Genomic DNA, 13,799 nt, shown 5'->3' with positions numbered 1-13,799 from the left:
TGCTTAATCTGGCTGCTGGTCCTACCTGCAAGTTCATTTAGGGGGCTATGGCGTAAACGTAGTTCTCATCATCACCTCATGCGGTGCAGGAGTGCTGCAGTATGGTGCCTAGGCACTAAGGGCATTGCCCTCGCGCCAGCAAGGTAAGTGAATCGTTCAGGGCGGTATCCCCATCCTTCCGCACCTAAATAGGCTTGTGCAGGTCGGGTGATCCCCCTCCACCCTGGCCGCTCTTGCTGTTTGCTACCCCAGTCTCGCCGACGGGCAAGGGTTCAAGAGCGGCGCTTCGCTGCTATGAACCCAAACCCAAAGGATAATGGACATGACCAACGTATCCAACAACAATCCTCGTATCTATGTTGCCTGCCTTGCCGCTTACAATAACGGCTATCTGCATGGGGCTTGGATCGACGCGGATCAGGACGCAGACGAAATCAGGAACGAGATTGCGGCCATGCTGGCGCGCTCCCCGATAAAGAAGGCGGAGGAATACGCCATTCACGACTATGAGGGCTTCGAAGGAGTCAACATCAGCGAGTATGCTGAGATCGACACCGTGGCGCGAATGGCCGCTTTCATAGAAGAGCATGGCGCACTAGGCGCTGGCCTGCTGGAGCAGTTCGGTGGTGACATAGACCAAGCCGAATTCACTTTGCAGGACTGCTATCACGGTCAGTTCACGAAGCTTACTGAGTACATGGAAGAACTGACCACCGAGAGCGTCACGATCCCCGACGCTCTGCGCTACTATATCGACTGGGATGCGATGGCACGTGACGCTGAGATGGCCGGCGAGTTCTTCACCATCGAGACCGCATATGGCGAGGTTCATGTGTTTTCCAACAGATGAAAAAACGGGTGGATTGGTTTCTGGGGCACTGGAGAGAAATGCTGAACAGACTTATCGGTTTAGGCGATCCACTTATCTTCTTAGTCTGGCTACACGAGGCGCTGAAGTTGCGGCAGCCTATCCGGATCGGGCGATGTCTCGCGTTGTCTGATTATGGGAGGACGCGCCATGCAAAGCATAGATTGGCGTATTCCGGCGGCATATAAACACGTCAAAGATCTTTCAGCTGCTGGTTTCGCTTGGGAATATCTTCGCCGCAATGAAGATTACCGCGACGACGTCACGTGCCTTGCACAGAAGGCAGAGCCGAGTGTTTCTGAGGTGGACGCCTTTGCTTGCCGCTGGGGTGTGCGATTTCCCGCACGACCCAAACGCGCGGCCTGACTTGAACCCGCCTTTCTGGTCGCCTTACTCTAATCCTCAGGCTATTATCCTGTCACCTGTCGAGAATGTATGCCTTGCGACTGAAAGGCTTATCGCTCTCGCCGGTTTGGAGGACCTCGATCTGCGCTGCGCGCCGGATGGCTCGCATGCAATTTGGCGTATCGGTGGGATGGAGCACCAATTCTGGCTGCCGCAGGGCGCGATCGATGCTGCAGCTTTCTATGCTGCAATCCTGCCTATGGACGAATTCATGGAATTACGTGCCCAGGCGGCCCGCCGCCTCTGGAGATGTCTGACAGGCCGCTCTCCGGGACCGGATATTCGCGCCATGCCAGCGCAGCTTCGGCAATGGCACCTTCTGTCGCTGCGGGCACTGGACGCACGGCTGCATGGCGAAAGCTATCGCGCCGTAGCCGAAGTCCTACTTGGCTTCCGTGGCAATAAGGAGGATTTCGAGACTGATCCGCGCAAGAATAAGGCACGTCGTCTTGTTGCCCACGGCATCAGGATGATGCGCGGCGGCTATCGGCTGCTTTTGCATTATCCGGTCAAGCCGATTGCACGATCAAAAGGCAAATGAGGCAATCTCAACGATTCCTGTTTGTCGCAGCCTGTTCCAGTATCTGCTTGTAACCTTCCCGCGATAGCCATTGAGCGCGTTCCAGATGGCTCTGCCAGCATCGCCGGGTTCGCATCTCATCTGATGCCGGATCGCGGTGCAGAACAATTCGCGCCACTTCCTTCCAGTCGGCTTCCTCGGACTTGGCGTCCAGAATACGCAGATAGGTCACAAAGTGCTGCTCGTCATAGGCGGTGATGATATGGCCTGACGGAGCCAGATCATCCACAGCGGGATCAAGCTCTACGGGTGTTTTCACGGTTATTCCCCTTCTTTCAGAAGAGTTTCTGCGGTTCGCCCCCGCAATAAAACTCTCTGACTCCTGGTGATCGGGGAGTTAGTAACCGTGTTGGACGGCCCCATGGCCTTTAGGCGAGAAGCCCTGGACATACGCCAAGGGCTCCCCGACCATAGGGTCAAGGAGTGTGGCATCGTCACGGCCGACACCAACCGCCAACAGGGGTTACTAAGCCCCGGAGCAGTGCGTCTGCTCCAACGACATTCTTAAACGAATTACACGCCGATGTCTTGAGAAATTCCGCATACCTCTTTCTGAGTTGCTGAAATCTCAGGTCTTTTCGCGCTGACACAGCCTCTTTTAGGGGTGCCGTCTGCGCATAGGCGCAAATGCGGCACGCTACAAGCCGCCGATCTCTCCCCATGGTTCGCCATAGCGCGCCGCCGTCTCCGGCAGCCGCATCAACCTGACGAACCGGAGGTGATCTCATGATTGAGCGCCGCAACACGGAAATGCCACCGCGCATGCTGCGCACTCAGGAAGCTGCCCGTTTCCTCGGCATTTCTCTTCGCACATTGGAAAAGCACCGGACCTACGGGACCGGCCCGACCTATCGCAAAATCGGTGGCCGGGTTCTCTACACGGTCGAAGATCTTCAGTCCTGGGCTGACATAGGCACGCGCAAATCCACCAGTGACGAGGGCGCCGGCACGGTCTTTCCGGCGCGCCCCTTGACGCCTGAAGAGCGGAGCAAGCTCTGAATGCGGCGCGTCGATCACTCTGACGCCTTGCGGAGAGAAGGCGGTAGCGAGCGCAGCCACCTTGATCCCTTCGTGGTCGCAACCGGCGATGCCAGTCCGCGCGACCAGCGCGATCTGATGGAACGGCCTTTCTTCTCGCTGGCGAAGACGCCGCGCACGAAGCCCATCCTCTACAAGACTGCCGATGTCGAGGTGCAGGTGTTCGGGATGCCCGAACATGGAATGGCGACGATCTGGGATGCTGATGTGCTGATCTGGGCTGCAAGCCAGATCGTCGCCGCCGAAAACAACGGCATCAAGACATCCCGCTTCTTCCGCTTCACGCCCTATCATCTGCTGCGCGCCATCGGGCGCGACACAGGAAACCGGCAATATATGCTGCTGAAGGCAGCATTTGCCCGGCTGCAATCCACAGTCGTCACCACGACGATCCGTAACGGCAAGCATTGGCGCCGCCGCCAGTTCTCCTGGATCAACGAATGGGAAGAGATGACCACCCGCGACGGTCGCGTCGAGGGCATGGAGTTTGTCCTGCCCGAGTGGTTCTACAACAGCGTCCTCGACCGTTCGCTGGTCCTGACCATCGACCCGGACTATTTCCGGCTGACAGGCGGTATCGAGCGCTGGCTCTACCGTGTCGCCCGCAAACATGCCGGACATCAGCCGCATGGCTGGCTGTTCGAGGTTGCGCACCTCCACCAGAAATCCGGCAGCATGGCCCGGCCATCGGACTTTGCGCTGGATCTGCGCCGCATTGCTGCTCGCCAGCCGTTGCCCGGCTACAGGCTCAAGATCCTGCGCGAAGATCGTCGAGAACTGCTGCAAATCCGTCCCGAAAATCTATCCACAGTGCCTGTGGATAACCATGTGGATGCCGTCGGTACATCAGGCGCAAAGGGTATCGGTACATCAGGCGCAGCACTATCGGCACATCAGGCGCACGAACCCCAGCTAAGCCTCTGGAACAAAAAGCAGAATCCGAATGTTAACTTAGAATCTAACATAGAATCTAACTTTTCTTCTTTGACGCGCGCGCATGAAAGGCACGGTGCCAGTGCCACTTCCCGCCGACCTGGGCGGGGTACGCCATGATCGGCGCGCTCCTCAATCAGAAAGGCGGCGGGGGCAAGACCACGCTGGCGCTGCATCTTGCCGAAGCCTGGGCTGCGGCAGGCAAGCGAGTCATCCTGATCGATGCCAATCCACAAGGCTCCGCACCCGACTGGTCGGAGCGGCGCAACCATGAAGGACTGCGGAGGCTGTTCACCGCCCGTCTGACCATAGACATCACGCTCGAGCTGCGCGGACGCATCAAGGTTGCCGCTTTCTGGCGCGGTGTCACCGTCGCCGTTATGCTGCGTGAGCTGCTGGTCCGCGAATTTCCACCCATCGAAGGAGATCAGCCATGACCGGCAAAACCGGGCGCGCTGCGCATGAACATCCGTGTGCGGACGCGCCAGCTCCGTTCACCACATTGGTCGAACTGACCTTCCAGAAGAAGAAGGTCGAGCGCTGGATACGCTTCGGCCGCAATAGCTTTGAGCAGATCATCGACCGTCGCCGCAGTCTGATCGGTTTTGCGCCAGAAAGCATCTTCGCCTTCGTCCGCTGGGCCTCCAACGATTACGGCACCATTGTCTCGCGGCTCGACATCCTGCGCGCCGTTGGTCGCGGCGAACCGTACCAGACCGTGCCCTTCGTTCGTCCTGGCGGCGAGATCCTGCTGCGTATCGACGGCTGGCGACAAGTCCAGCGGGTGCTGGTCCTAATTGATGCCGTGGACGCGCTTGGCGTCGATCCGGCGGATGTTGCGCCGGACTATTGGCGGCACGTCCACAACCGTTTGAGCGCCGGTCAGGAGCCCAATCCCTACACCCCGGAGCGCCATGCCGCATGGGTCAGCCGCCGGAGGATTGCGCCATGAGCCGCCGTCATATCCTCGCGGCGCCCATGCTGGCCGTTGGCACGCTTGTCGCCACGGCGGTTGCCGATCTGCCAACCCGGCTGATCTGGAATGCGACTGCCAGCGCCCCCATCGGCTTCTACACAGTTGCTCCTGCCGATGCGCTCGAAGTTCCCGAACTGGTCGCCTTCATGCCGTCTGAGCCGCTGGAGAGGTTCATGGTCCAGCGTGGCTATATCGGACGCGGCGTGCCGCTGCTGAAGCGTGTCCTCGGCCTGCCGGGACAGCGCGTCTGCCGTAACGGTGCGACCATTACCGTCGATAATGTCGAGATGGGGGACGCGCTGGAGCGCGACAGCATGGGCCGCGATCTGCCGGTCTGGCAGGGCTGCCGCATCATCGGCGACGGTGAACTCTTCCTCATGAATTGGGATGTTCAGGACAGCCTCGATGGTCGTTACTTCGGACCTGTTCCAGCCCGTTCCGTCATCGGCCGGGCGCTCCCGCTCTGGATCAATGAGGAAGGCGATGGCCGCTACGAATGGCGGGCGGCCACGCATTGAACCCACGCCAAATCCACCAACACAGGAGACATACCATGCCACAGATCGGTCAATTTGCGCGTGACGCATCCGGCTTCGCCGGTCAGCTCGTCACGCTCACCATGAAGCGCGATCTCGTCATCGTGCCCGCTGAACATTCCGATACGGAGAATGCACTGGACTATCGCGTCCATTACATTGAGCATGACGGGCCGGAGGTCGGTGCAGCATGGAAACGCACCGGCGAAAAGGCTGGTGAATATCTCTCCGTACTGCTCGACGATCACGCCTTGCCGCAGCCGATCCGCGCCAATCTGTTCCGTGACGACGATGCAGGCTCGTCATGGTCGCTGCACTGGAGCCGCCCGCGGCCCCGCGAAGATCGGGACTGAAATCATGCGATCTCGCGCCCTTCTTCTCTTCACGGCCCTTCTGTCGGCTGGCAGCGGATTGACGCCAGCCATTGCGCAGGTCACGCCGCAACCCGCGCCTGTTACAGCGCATCCCCATGCTGCTTTCATTGCCGAGGCGTCACAGCGTTTCAGCATTCCAGAGCACTGGATTCGGGCCGTGCTGCGTGTGGAAAGCGCGGGCGATGTGCGCGCCATCTCATCGGCGGGTGCAATGGGACTGATGCAGGTCATGCCCGATACCTGGGCGGGCCTGCGCAGCCGCCATGGCCTCGGACGCGATCCTTACGATCCGCGCGACAACATCCTCGCAGGTACGGCGTATCTGCGGGAGATGTGGGACCGCTATGGCAATGTCGCGGCCATGCTTGCCGCCTACAATGCCGGTCCCGGTCGCTATGACGAGCATCTGGCGACAGGTCGAACTTTGCCCGCAGAAACACGCGCCTATGTCGCCACGCTCGCACCTGTTCTCGGGCATATGGCTGCGCCTGATGTGCCGACGATTGTGCCGCCGTCACCGCCGGATTGGCGCGAAGCTCCGCTCTTTGTTGCGCAATCCGGCAGCAATTCGGCGGCGGCCAATCAGCCATCGGGCGACGTCCGCGCAACCGTTCCTCTGCACGATTCCGTCGATCAGGAGCCGCGCGACGGCGGCCTGTTCGTGGCCCGTGCGAGCAATGGAGATGCGCCATGAGCATGGCGTCTCCACGCGCTTTCGGTCCGCTTCCGGTGTTCAGTCAGGCAAGGGGTCGCCTGTCTGCATTCCCGGCAGGAAGGGCAAAAAGGGAAAGAAAGGCGGAGGGCAAGATAAAGGAAACCGGCACCACGTCGGGCCGGTTTCTGGGCAAGCCCTTGTCTGCACACTGTTTTGAGGCGCGGCGCACGGCACCCTGCTTTTGGGCCTCGCGTGCCGCGATTTGGCGCAAAGCCTTGGCTTCGCTGGGTTTTGACCGGCACTATAGCCGAATATATGTCGTTTGCGTGCCTACACGGTATGGGATGCGCTCATGAGCGCCGACGACGAGAACCGCTTTCGCCCGAAGCCTGGCCGCATCAGGTCGGACGTGCCGAAGGCGGGCAAGGCGAAGAGCTTTCTGACGCAGGCGAAGAAGCTGGCGCGTCAGCATAGCACCGGTCCCGGTCGATCATCATCATTCGCATCACGGACTTCCTCGTCGTCTTCATTTGGTTCGGCCGGAAAGAGCGGGAAAGCATCGTGGGCGAGCAAGGGGCCGGGCGTCAAGCGTGGCCGTGGCGCAGCCTTTGTCTGCGACCGAAACCTGTCGGGCGGTTGGCGTCACAGTGCGGCCGGAGTGCGCCGCGTTGTCGTGAAAACCCGTTATGTCCAGAGCGCGGGAAAGAATGGCAAAGGAGCTGCCCATCTGCGCTATATCCAGCGAGACGGGACATCGCGTGATGGTGAGCACGGCCAGCTCTATTCCGCTACGGAGGATCGCGCTGATGGAGATGTCTTCCTTGATCGCGGCAAGGATGATCGCCACCAGTTCCGCTTTATCGTTTCGCCCGAAGATGCCGTCGATCTTTCCGATCTCACCGAGCACACCCGCGATCTGATGAGTCGCATCGAGGTCGATCTTGGCACGAAGCTCGATTGGGTGGCGGTCAATCACCACAATACCGGCCATCCCCATGTCCATGTCATCGTTCGGGGCAAGGACGATCTGGGCGAGAACCTGGTCATCAATGGCGACTATCTCGCCAATGGTATTCGTGAGCGGGCAAGCGAACTGACCACGCTGGAACTCGGCCCCGTGACCGAGATCGAGCAGAGCCGCAAGCTCTCTGCCGAAGTCGATCAGGACCGCTTCACGCGCATTGACCGCGCCATGACCGAGGAGGCCGACGAACGGTTCATCGACCTGCGCCATGAACCCGAAGATCCGCGCCGCCAGTTTAACCGCACAATTCGTCTGCGCCGTCTCGCCAAACTGGAAAAGATGGGGCTTGCCACCGAACACGCGCCGGGCGTCTGGGAGCTTGGCGCGAAGATGGAACCGGCGCTGCGTGAACTCGGTGAACGCGGGGACATCATCCGCAACATGCACAATGCGCTGAAGGCCGATGGGCAGGAACGTGATCCGATGACATTCCAGCTTCACGACGGCGCACCCGCAGCACCCATCACCGGCCGCGTCGTGGACAAATATCTCACTGATGAGATGGGCGAGAACCTGACGCTCGTGGTGGACGGCATCGACGGGCGAACACATCATCTTCCCGGCATTGATCCGGCCTGCGTCGAAGATGCCCGGATCGGCAGTATCGTGGAAGTAGGCCCCGTCGATACAGCAAAACGTCCTTCTGATCGTACCATCGCTGCGATATCGGAGAACGGTATTTATCGACCGAGCCGCCATCTCGCACAAGCGAAGTTCGAGGGACGTGTGCGTGGTGGGGATTACGAAGGCTATGTCGATGCTCATGTCCGGCGACTGGAGGCGCTGCGCCGCGCCGGGATCGCTGAGCGGATCGACGCCGACCAGTGGCGCATCCCCGAGGACTTCGAGAGCCGCGCTGCCGCCTATGACGCGGGGCGCAATCGGCAGGCCAGCATCCGTCTCGTCTCGAACTACGATTTGGAAAAACAAATCGGTGCCGATGGTGCGACCTGGCTGGACAAGCGACTGGTTACGTCGGACGCTTCGGATCTTACCCCTGCAGGGTTCGGCCAGCAGGTGCGAGAGGCTATGGACCAGCGGCTTGAGCATCATATCGCACAGGGCGATGCCATGCGGCAGCCAAACGGACGCATCCTCTATAGGCGCAACCTGCTCGCTACCTTGCGCGAGCGCGAGGTGGCCCGAGTCGGGGGCGAGATAGCGGTGACGAAAGCGCTACCGTGCCGGGCGGCCAAGGACGGTGAAACTGTGGCAGGGAAGTTCACCGGCACCGTACAGCTATCGAGCGGCAAGTTCGCCGTCGTGGAGAAGAGTCATGAGTTTACCCTCGTTCCGTGGCGACCTGCCATCGACGGCCAGCTTGGTCGTGAGGTCATGGGCATTGTGCAAGGTGGATCGGTCTCGTGGCAGCTTGGAAGACAGAGAGGAATGTGTCTCTAAGTTTACGGGCAAAAAATGCACTTTACTAACTTCTTGAAAACGTTGTTTGAGGTGCTCATGATGATAAAATAAAGAACCACGAACATGAAGAAAAGAAGTATGGCGTGACCGATCCTGATGGACACATTTATGGTGCTGTGGATTCGTCTTCCGGTTCTTTAGCGACGATGCGCATGATGGTACGATATGAAACGTCATATTTATGAGCCAGCTTACTTATCTTTTCTTGTTCTATCAGGACGGCATGTCTTATTTTCCGTGCCTCAATGACAGTTAAACGTGGCGGACGGCCAAGTTGTTTGCCGTTGTTACGCGCGGTTTGTAGGCCTGCACATGTTCTTTCACTGATGAGGGAACGCTCAAATTCAGCCAGCGCCGCCATCATGTGGAAAACCAGTCTTCCGCCGGATGAACTTGTATCGATGTTCTCGGTTAAAGAGCATAACTCCACTCCGCGGTGACCTAGTTCGGTCAGGAATTCGACAAGCCCGATCAATGTTCTACCGATTCTGTCTAGCCGCCATACAATTAGTGTGTCCCCCTGTTGCAGTGATGCCACAACCTTGTCTAATCCTTCCCGGGCGAAGATGGTTCCAGAGATGCCTTCATCCGTAAAAATATGATCGCAATTGGCGTTATGAAGCGCTTCCATTTGCATGTCTAGGCGCTGTCCGTCGGTTGATACCCGAGCGTAACCTATTCTCATTGCTGTGCTTCTCCTGCTGTTTTCTCTACTGTGCCCCTGTGTTTGTGATGAGACTTTCGTAAACGAAAAAATAAATTAGAAATCGCTACTATTGAAAATGGATCACAAAGAGGCAACCAGTAGTAGCGGAATGATATTGACATAAACTATCCTTTACGCCGCACCATTAAATCCCCCTACTTGATCTTGCGAAATGACCGGCAATCCGGCAAATTCCGACACGAAATGACCCCATACGCTGAGATAGTCAAAAAGGATGGTTTTTGATCACTCGCGCACTGGTTGAACAAGTTTTTTCTAATTATAAAAATATTGTTCTAAATCAGTGGGTTGATCACTCAGTTATCATTACTCCAGTGCATTGTCTGCCTCCTGATTTTAAATCTTCGGGGGCCTAAATGTTCACCGGATTTGATATTTTTGACCGCAAATTTGTCGCTGCGGTGTCTGCGGCTATCGCTACGGAGCGTATCGGTTTTCACGTTCAGGGCATACATGATGTGCTTAATCGCGATACGATTCTCTATAGCGAATGTCTTGCCCGTATAAGCGGACCCCGAGGCGAAATTTACGAAGCCAGTGAATTCGTTCCTGCACTGGAAATCCTAGGCGAAACTCCACTGCTTGACCGCTGCATGGTCCAGCTGGTTCTGAACCAGCTTGAGGCTGATCCTCATGCAGTACTTGGCTGTAATATTTCGGCAGACACGATTTCCAAGGAGAAGGAATGGCAGTGCATCCTCGATCAGGTCGAGGAGCGAAAGCATTTGGCTGACCGGCTGGTATTTGAAATTATTGAGACACGTCCGCTCGGTATTTTGAGCATGTTGAACACCCATCTGGATGATGCACAGAACCTTGGTTGCCGGATCGCGATTGATGATTTTGGGGCGGGCTATCTGCCGCCTGTTCAGCTTTATTCGCTCAACCCGGACATTATCAAGTTGGATGCCGGTTTCGTGTGGGCTGCGCGCAAGCATGGCGGCTGGCTTGGAAGCCTGAACCATTTTGTTCAGTTTTCTGCGTCCTTTGCGCCTGTTGTGATTGTTGAAGGCATTGAAACAGAGCTTGATTTGTTATGTGCGGAACAAGCTGGCGCGACCCATGTGCAGGGTTGGCACCTATCAAGGCCTGTGCCGTTCTCAGCCGGGGATACAACATGAGGCGAGTTCTTGGTAGTTTCCAATATTCATCAAAACAGATCATGTACGGGACAAACTGGACCTCGATAGAAGGTTTGCGTCTGGCTTGCCCTTTCTTTTTGGGTTGGTCGCAAAAGCTTTGCAATCTGTTGCCCGGCATCCGGCAGCAAGGCAGCAGGAAGGCGCAAGGCGACCCAACACCTAAGCTAGCCCTGCGTTTCTCCGTTCTTCGTTGCAAGTTACCTTGTGTCGCGGGTGTCTCTGGCTTGGGAGGCGCCGCATGAGTGTGAAGTCTGGGGATGAGGGGATTAAGACCATGTTTGGCGAAGATGCATTTACGCATCTGTTGAACAGGGCGTGCGTCACAGAAAAGGCCTTGCGGGAGCGTTTCGTGAACAAGCTGACGCGCGAAGAGGTCGACCTCACCTTCCTTCATTACATCTATGGCTTCGTCGCCACGCATCAACCCGTCTTGGCGCCGTCCGATCAGATCGCGGTTCTGCGCTATGTAGCAGACGACATCATCTCACCTATGGCTGCAGAGGCTGCAATTCGCAGGATTCCTGATGCCGATCATCCCATCCTGCTGCGCGTGATTAGGACCGTAGAATCTCTCGGCCGACGCGATGCAGAAACATTTCAACCTAATCTTTAACTGGTTTTTGGAGGACAGAATGTCGAAACCAAATTTTGTAAATAACTGGATTGCAGGAGCGTCCGATACACGTTCACTGCGTCGCCGTCTGATGGCCGTGCTGCGTATGTCATCCATGGCTATGGGGCCAAGTCGTAAGCGTCTTGGTCTTGGTTCTCTTGGTGTTGTTGGTGCGTCGCTCGCAGCTGCAATGAGCTTTGCACCAGCAATGGCACAACAATTGCCATTAGACGGGAGTGGTAATCTTAACATCGGCAGCAATGTGGTCACTACACACGATAGTTATGTTTTTGGTGCTAATAACGAAGTCAATGGAACCGGCTCCATAGTGACCGGACATGACAATACCATTACTGCTCGCTCTTTTGACACGGTCGTCCAAGGTGCGGGTAACAAGGTTGATGGCGACAGAAACGTTGTTTCCGGTGCGTGGAATACGACGTCTGGTAATCGCCTGACCGCAATTGGGATGCAAAACAATGTGTCTGGATATAGGGGCACAGCACTGGGGCAGAATAACGTAGTTACCAAAGAGGCCGGCCTGGCTATAGGGACAAGTAACCGTTCTGAGGGCCGCAATAGCGTTGCAATCGGTGATATTAGTGCCGCTCTTGGAGATTCGACCATTGCCATGGGGCGAAATGCGCGGACAGCTGCTGGTGTAGCGGATGCGATTGCGCTGGGTTCCGGCTCTCGGGCGAACAATGCTGGTGATATTGCTCTGGGATCAGGCGCTGTTACAGCAACAGCAATTGGCACAAGCGGTGTGACTATCAATGGAACCAATTACGACTTTGCTGGATCGGGACCAACGAGCACGCTCAGCATTGGTAATGTCGGTTTTGAGCGCACCATTACTAACGTAGCTGCGGGCCGAGTTTCAGCAACGTCAACTGACGGTGTTAATGGCTCTCAGCTTCATGCTACTAATCTGGCCCTTGCCGATCTCAATGACGGTGCAGTTAAATACGACCGTAATCCTGACGGTAGTGTAAACAAAGATAACATCGCGCTTGAGGGTGCAATTTCAACCGATGGTGGTGCTACCGGTGGTACGAAGATCACCAATCTAGCTCAGGGCGCTGTCAACAATGACTCGACAGATGCCATCAACGGCACACAGCTATTTGGTGTGTCACAGTCGATCGTTAATCACCTCGGTGGGGGAACTGTTAATCCAGACGGTTCTATTACCGGCCCGACATATGTCATTCAGGGCAGCAATGCGACAACCATCAAGCAAGCTTTTGAGGAAGTCGATGATAGTCTGACAACCATCAATAATTCGCTGACCAATATTACCAATGGTGGCGGCATCAAGTATTTCCATGCGAACTCGACGAAAGCGGATAGCGCAGCCAATGGTACGGATAGTGTTGCTGTCGGACCTGAAGCCGTAGCTAATGGCGACCGTAGTGTTGCTATGGGTGCAGGTGCCAAGGCAGATCATGCTGATAGCGTTGCTCTGGGCTCAGGATCAGTGACCAGCGAAGCTAAGGGTACATCGGGAACGACGATAAATGGCGATGATTATGACTTTGCCGGTACCAATCCGAAGGGCACTGTCAGCGTTGGTGATAAGGACAGTGAGCGGACTATTACAAACGTCGCAGCTGGCGAAGTTTCAGAAACCAGTACTGATGCAGTCAATGGTTCTCAACTTCATGCTACAAACCAGGCCGTCGAGAAGCTCGGCGATCGTGTAACTGATGTTGAGGGCGACATCGTCGACATTAAGGGGGATATCACTAACATTCAAGGTGACATCACCAACATTCAGGATGGTGTTGAAGGCGCTGTCAAATATGACAGAAATACTGACGGAACCGTGAATAAGGAATCTATTACGCTGGAAGGCAAGGATGGTACCAAGATCACTAATCTTCAGGACGGCGAAGTAAGCAAGGACTCGACCGATGCGGTCAATGGTTCTCAGCTTCACGAAACAAATGAAAAGATCGCCGATCTGGACGATAGCGCAGTCAAGTACAAGAAAAACCCAGACGGTAGCAAGTCGAACGAAGTTGCGCTTGAAGGTGGTGATCCGAATGCACCTGTTCTGATTTCTAATGTTGCTGATGGCAAGGTTGAGAGTGGCTCGACGGAAGCCGTTAACGGTGGTCAGCTCTATCAGGTTAAGACAGAAGGTAAAAACTATACTGACCAGAAATTTACGGAAGCGAATAGCTATACTGATCAGAAGTTTACTGAAGCGAACAATTATACCGACAATAAGTTCAACCAGTTGAGCAGTGAAATCGGTGATGTTCGCAAGGAAGCCCGCCAGGCAGCAGCTGTTGGGCTTGCCGCTGCATCTCTACGTTTTGACGATCGTCCAGGTAAGCTAAGTGCTGCTGTTGGTGGTGGGTTCTGGCGTAGTGAGGGCGCTCTTGCCCTTGGTATGGGGTACACCAGTGAAGATGGTCGTATTCGCTCCAACTTGTCCGCCACAACTTCAGGTGGTCATTGGGGCGTAGGTGCCGGCCTAAGCTACACCTTCAATTAA

Annotated in this window: 16 protein-coding genes; 14 read left to right on the top strand and 2 right to left on the bottom strand. The window is 56.3% G+C overall.

The window, feature by feature from the left end; all coding sequences use genetic code 11:
- Positions 1–322 precede the first annotated feature (322 nt).
- The 3 genes from KHQ09_RS16345 (at position 323) to KHQ09_RS16340 (ending at position 1,814) form a co-directional block, all read left to right on the top strand.
- Complete coding sequence (locus KHQ09_RS16345; protein ID WP_213599342.1) at positions 323–850, top strand: antirestriction protein ArdA; 528 nt, start codon at positions 323–325, stop codon at positions 848–850.
- Between the two features lie 168 nt (positions 851–1,018).
- Positions 1,019–1,234 carry a transcriptional regulator domain-containing protein gene (locus tag KHQ09_RS18460; RefSeq protein ID WP_238481669.1) on the top strand — a complete coding sequence of 72 codons (216 nt, stop codon included), beginning with the start codon at positions 1,019–1,021 and terminating at the stop codon, positions 1,232–1,234.
- A gap of 1 nt (position 1,235) precedes the next feature.
- Entirely contained in the window at positions 1,236–1,814 is a 579-nt protein-coding gene (locus KHQ09_RS16340; protein WP_338019240.1) for a DUF2285 domain-containing protein, read from the top strand.
- 7 nt (positions 1,815–1,821) lie between these two features.
- On the opposite strand, the gene KHQ09_RS16335 is transcribed toward KHQ09_RS16340, so the two are convergent.
- Complete coding sequence (locus KHQ09_RS16335) at positions 1,822–2,112, bottom strand: DNA -binding domain-containing protein (RefSeq protein ID WP_213599338.1); 291 nt, start codon at positions 2,110–2,112, stop codon at positions 1,822–1,824.
- Positions 2,113–2,579: 467 nt separating this feature from the next.
- Between KHQ09_RS16335 and KHQ09_RS16330 the strand changes: the two genes are divergently transcribed.
- From KHQ09_RS16330 to KHQ09_RS18545, 8 genes are all read left to right on the top strand, one after another.
- Positions 2,580–2,852, top strand: coding sequence for a helix-turn-helix transcriptional regulator (locus tag KHQ09_RS16330; RefSeq protein WP_213599336.1), 273 nt, complete (start codon positions 2,580–2,582; stop codon positions 2,850–2,852).
- The gene (locus KHQ09_RS16325; RefSeq protein ID WP_213599334.1) at positions 2,853–3,944 is read left to right on the top strand and encodes a replication initiator protein A; all 1,092 of its coding nucleotides are present in this window, start codon (positions 2,853–2,855) and stop codon (positions 3,942–3,944) included. It begins immediately after the preceding gene.
- Complete coding sequence (locus KHQ09_RS18455; RefSeq protein ID WP_238481668.1) at positions 3,941–4,261, top strand: nucleotide-binding protein; 321 nt, start codon at positions 3,941–3,943, stop codon at positions 4,259–4,261. The genes KHQ09_RS16325 and KHQ09_RS18455 overlap by 4 nt, the downstream gene beginning before the upstream one ends.
- Complete coding sequence (locus KHQ09_RS16315) at positions 4,258–4,776, top strand: DUF2840 domain-containing protein (protein WP_213599332.1); 519 nt, start codon at positions 4,258–4,260, stop codon at positions 4,774–4,776. The genes KHQ09_RS18455 and KHQ09_RS16315 overlap by 4 nt, the downstream gene beginning before the upstream one ends.
- A complete protein-coding gene (locus KHQ09_RS16310) occupies positions 4,773–5,318 on the top strand; it encodes a S26 family signal peptidase (RefSeq protein WP_213599330.1) in 546 nt (181 codons plus the stop codon). The genes KHQ09_RS16315 and KHQ09_RS16310 overlap by 4 nt, the downstream gene beginning before the upstream one ends.
- A gap of 35 nt (positions 5,319–5,353) precedes the next feature.
- A complete protein-coding gene (locus KHQ09_RS16305) occupies positions 5,354–5,689 on the top strand; it encodes a DUF736 domain-containing protein (protein ID WP_213599328.1) in 336 nt (111 codons plus the stop codon).
- 4 nt (positions 5,690–5,693) lie between these two features.
- Positions 5,694–6,404 (top strand): lytic transglycosylase domain-containing protein, encoded by a 711-nt coding sequence (locus KHQ09_RS16300; protein ID WP_213599326.1) that lies wholly within the window; start codon positions 5,694–5,696, stop codon positions 6,402–6,404.
- Positions 6,405–6,717: 313 nt separating this feature from the next.
- Positions 6,718–8,790, top strand: coding sequence for a relaxase/mobilization nuclease domain-containing protein (locus KHQ09_RS18545; protein ID WP_213599324.1), 2,073 nt, complete (start codon positions 6,718–6,720; stop codon positions 8,788–8,790).
- A 127-nt stretch (positions 8,791–8,917) separates the two neighbouring features.
- On the opposite strand, the gene KHQ09_RS16290 is transcribed toward KHQ09_RS18545, so the two are convergent.
- A complete protein-coding gene (locus KHQ09_RS16290; protein ID WP_238481667.1) occupies positions 8,918–9,448 on the bottom strand; it encodes a recombinase family protein in 531 nt (176 codons plus the stop codon).
- 446 nt (positions 9,449–9,894) lie between these two features.
- On the opposite strand from KHQ09_RS16290, the gene KHQ09_RS16285 reads away from it, so the two are divergent.
- From KHQ09_RS16285 to KHQ09_RS16275, 3 genes are all read left to right on the top strand, one after another.
- Positions 9,895–10,659, top strand: a complete 765-nt coding sequence (locus KHQ09_RS16285) for an EAL domain-containing protein (RefSeq protein WP_213599320.1) — start codon at positions 9,895–9,897, stop codon at positions 10,657–10,659.
- A gap of 259 nt (positions 10,660–10,918) precedes the next feature.
- Complete coding sequence (locus KHQ09_RS16280; protein WP_213599318.1) at positions 10,919–11,293, top strand: hypothetical protein; 375 nt, start codon at positions 10,919–10,921, stop codon at positions 11,291–11,293.
- Between the two features lie 19 nt (positions 11,294–11,312).
- A complete protein-coding gene (locus KHQ09_RS16275; protein ID WP_238481666.1) occupies positions 11,313–13,799 on the top strand; it encodes a YadA-like family protein in 2,487 nt (828 codons plus the stop codon).

This window comes from Pseudochrobactrum algeriensis, from assembly GCF_018436245.1.
Taxonomy (GTDB): domain Bacteria; phylum Pseudomonadota; class Alphaproteobacteria; order Rhizobiales; family Rhizobiaceae; genus Pseudochrobactrum; species Pseudochrobactrum saccharolyticum.
The sequence above is the reverse complement of the archived record's forward strand: the minus strand, read 5'-3'. Positions and strand labels throughout refer to the sequence as shown.

Bases quoted from the DNA above. Each gene is read 5' to 3' on its own strand.
- KHQ09_RS16345 (WP_213599342.1), top strand. From the start codon at position 323: ATGACCAACGTATCCAACAACAATCCTCGTATCTATGTTGCCTGCCTT.
- KHQ09_RS18460 (WP_238481669.1), top strand. From the start codon at position 1,019: ATGCAAAGCATAGATTGGCGTATTCCGGCGGCATATAAACACGTCAAA.
- KHQ09_RS16330 (WP_213599336.1), top strand. From the start codon at position 2,580: ATGATTGAGCGCCGCAACACGGAAATGCCACCGCGCATGCTGCGCACT.
- KHQ09_RS16325 (WP_213599334.1), top strand. From the start codon at position 2,853: ATGCGGCGCGTCGATCACTCTGACGCCTTGCGGAGAGAAGGCGGTAGC.
- KHQ09_RS18455 (WP_238481668.1), top strand. From the start codon at position 3,941: ATGATCGGCGCGCTCCTCAATCAGAAAGGCGGCGGGGGCAAGACCACG.
- KHQ09_RS16315 (WP_213599332.1), top strand. From the start codon at position 4,258: ATGACCGGCAAAACCGGGCGCGCTGCGCATGAACATCCGTGTGCGGAC.
- KHQ09_RS16310 (WP_213599330.1), top strand. From the start codon at position 4,773: ATGAGCCGCCGTCATATCCTCGCGGCGCCCATGCTGGCCGTTGGCACG.
- KHQ09_RS16305 (WP_213599328.1), top strand. From the start codon at position 5,354: ATGCCACAGATCGGTCAATTTGCGCGTGACGCATCCGGCTTCGCCGGT.
- KHQ09_RS16300 (WP_213599326.1), top strand. From the start codon at position 5,694: ATGCGATCTCGCGCCCTTCTTCTCTTCACGGCCCTTCTGTCGGCTGGC.
- KHQ09_RS18545 (WP_213599324.1), top strand. From the start codon at position 6,718: ATGAGCGCCGACGACGAGAACCGCTTTCGCCCGAAGCCTGGCCGCATC.
- KHQ09_RS16290 (WP_238481667.1), bottom strand. From the start codon at position 9,448: ATGCAAATGGAAGCGCTTCATAACGCCAATTGCGATCATATTTTTACG.
- KHQ09_RS16285 (WP_213599320.1), top strand. From the start codon at position 9,895: ATGTTCACCGGATTTGATATTTTTGACCGCAAATTTGTCGCTGCGGTG.
- KHQ09_RS16280 (WP_213599318.1), top strand. From the start codon at position 10,919: ATGAGTGTGAAGTCTGGGGATGAGGGGATTAAGACCATGTTTGGCGAA.
- KHQ09_RS16275 (WP_238481666.1), top strand. From the start codon at position 11,313: ATGTCGAAACCAAATTTTGTAAATAACTGGATTGCAGGAGCGTCCGAT.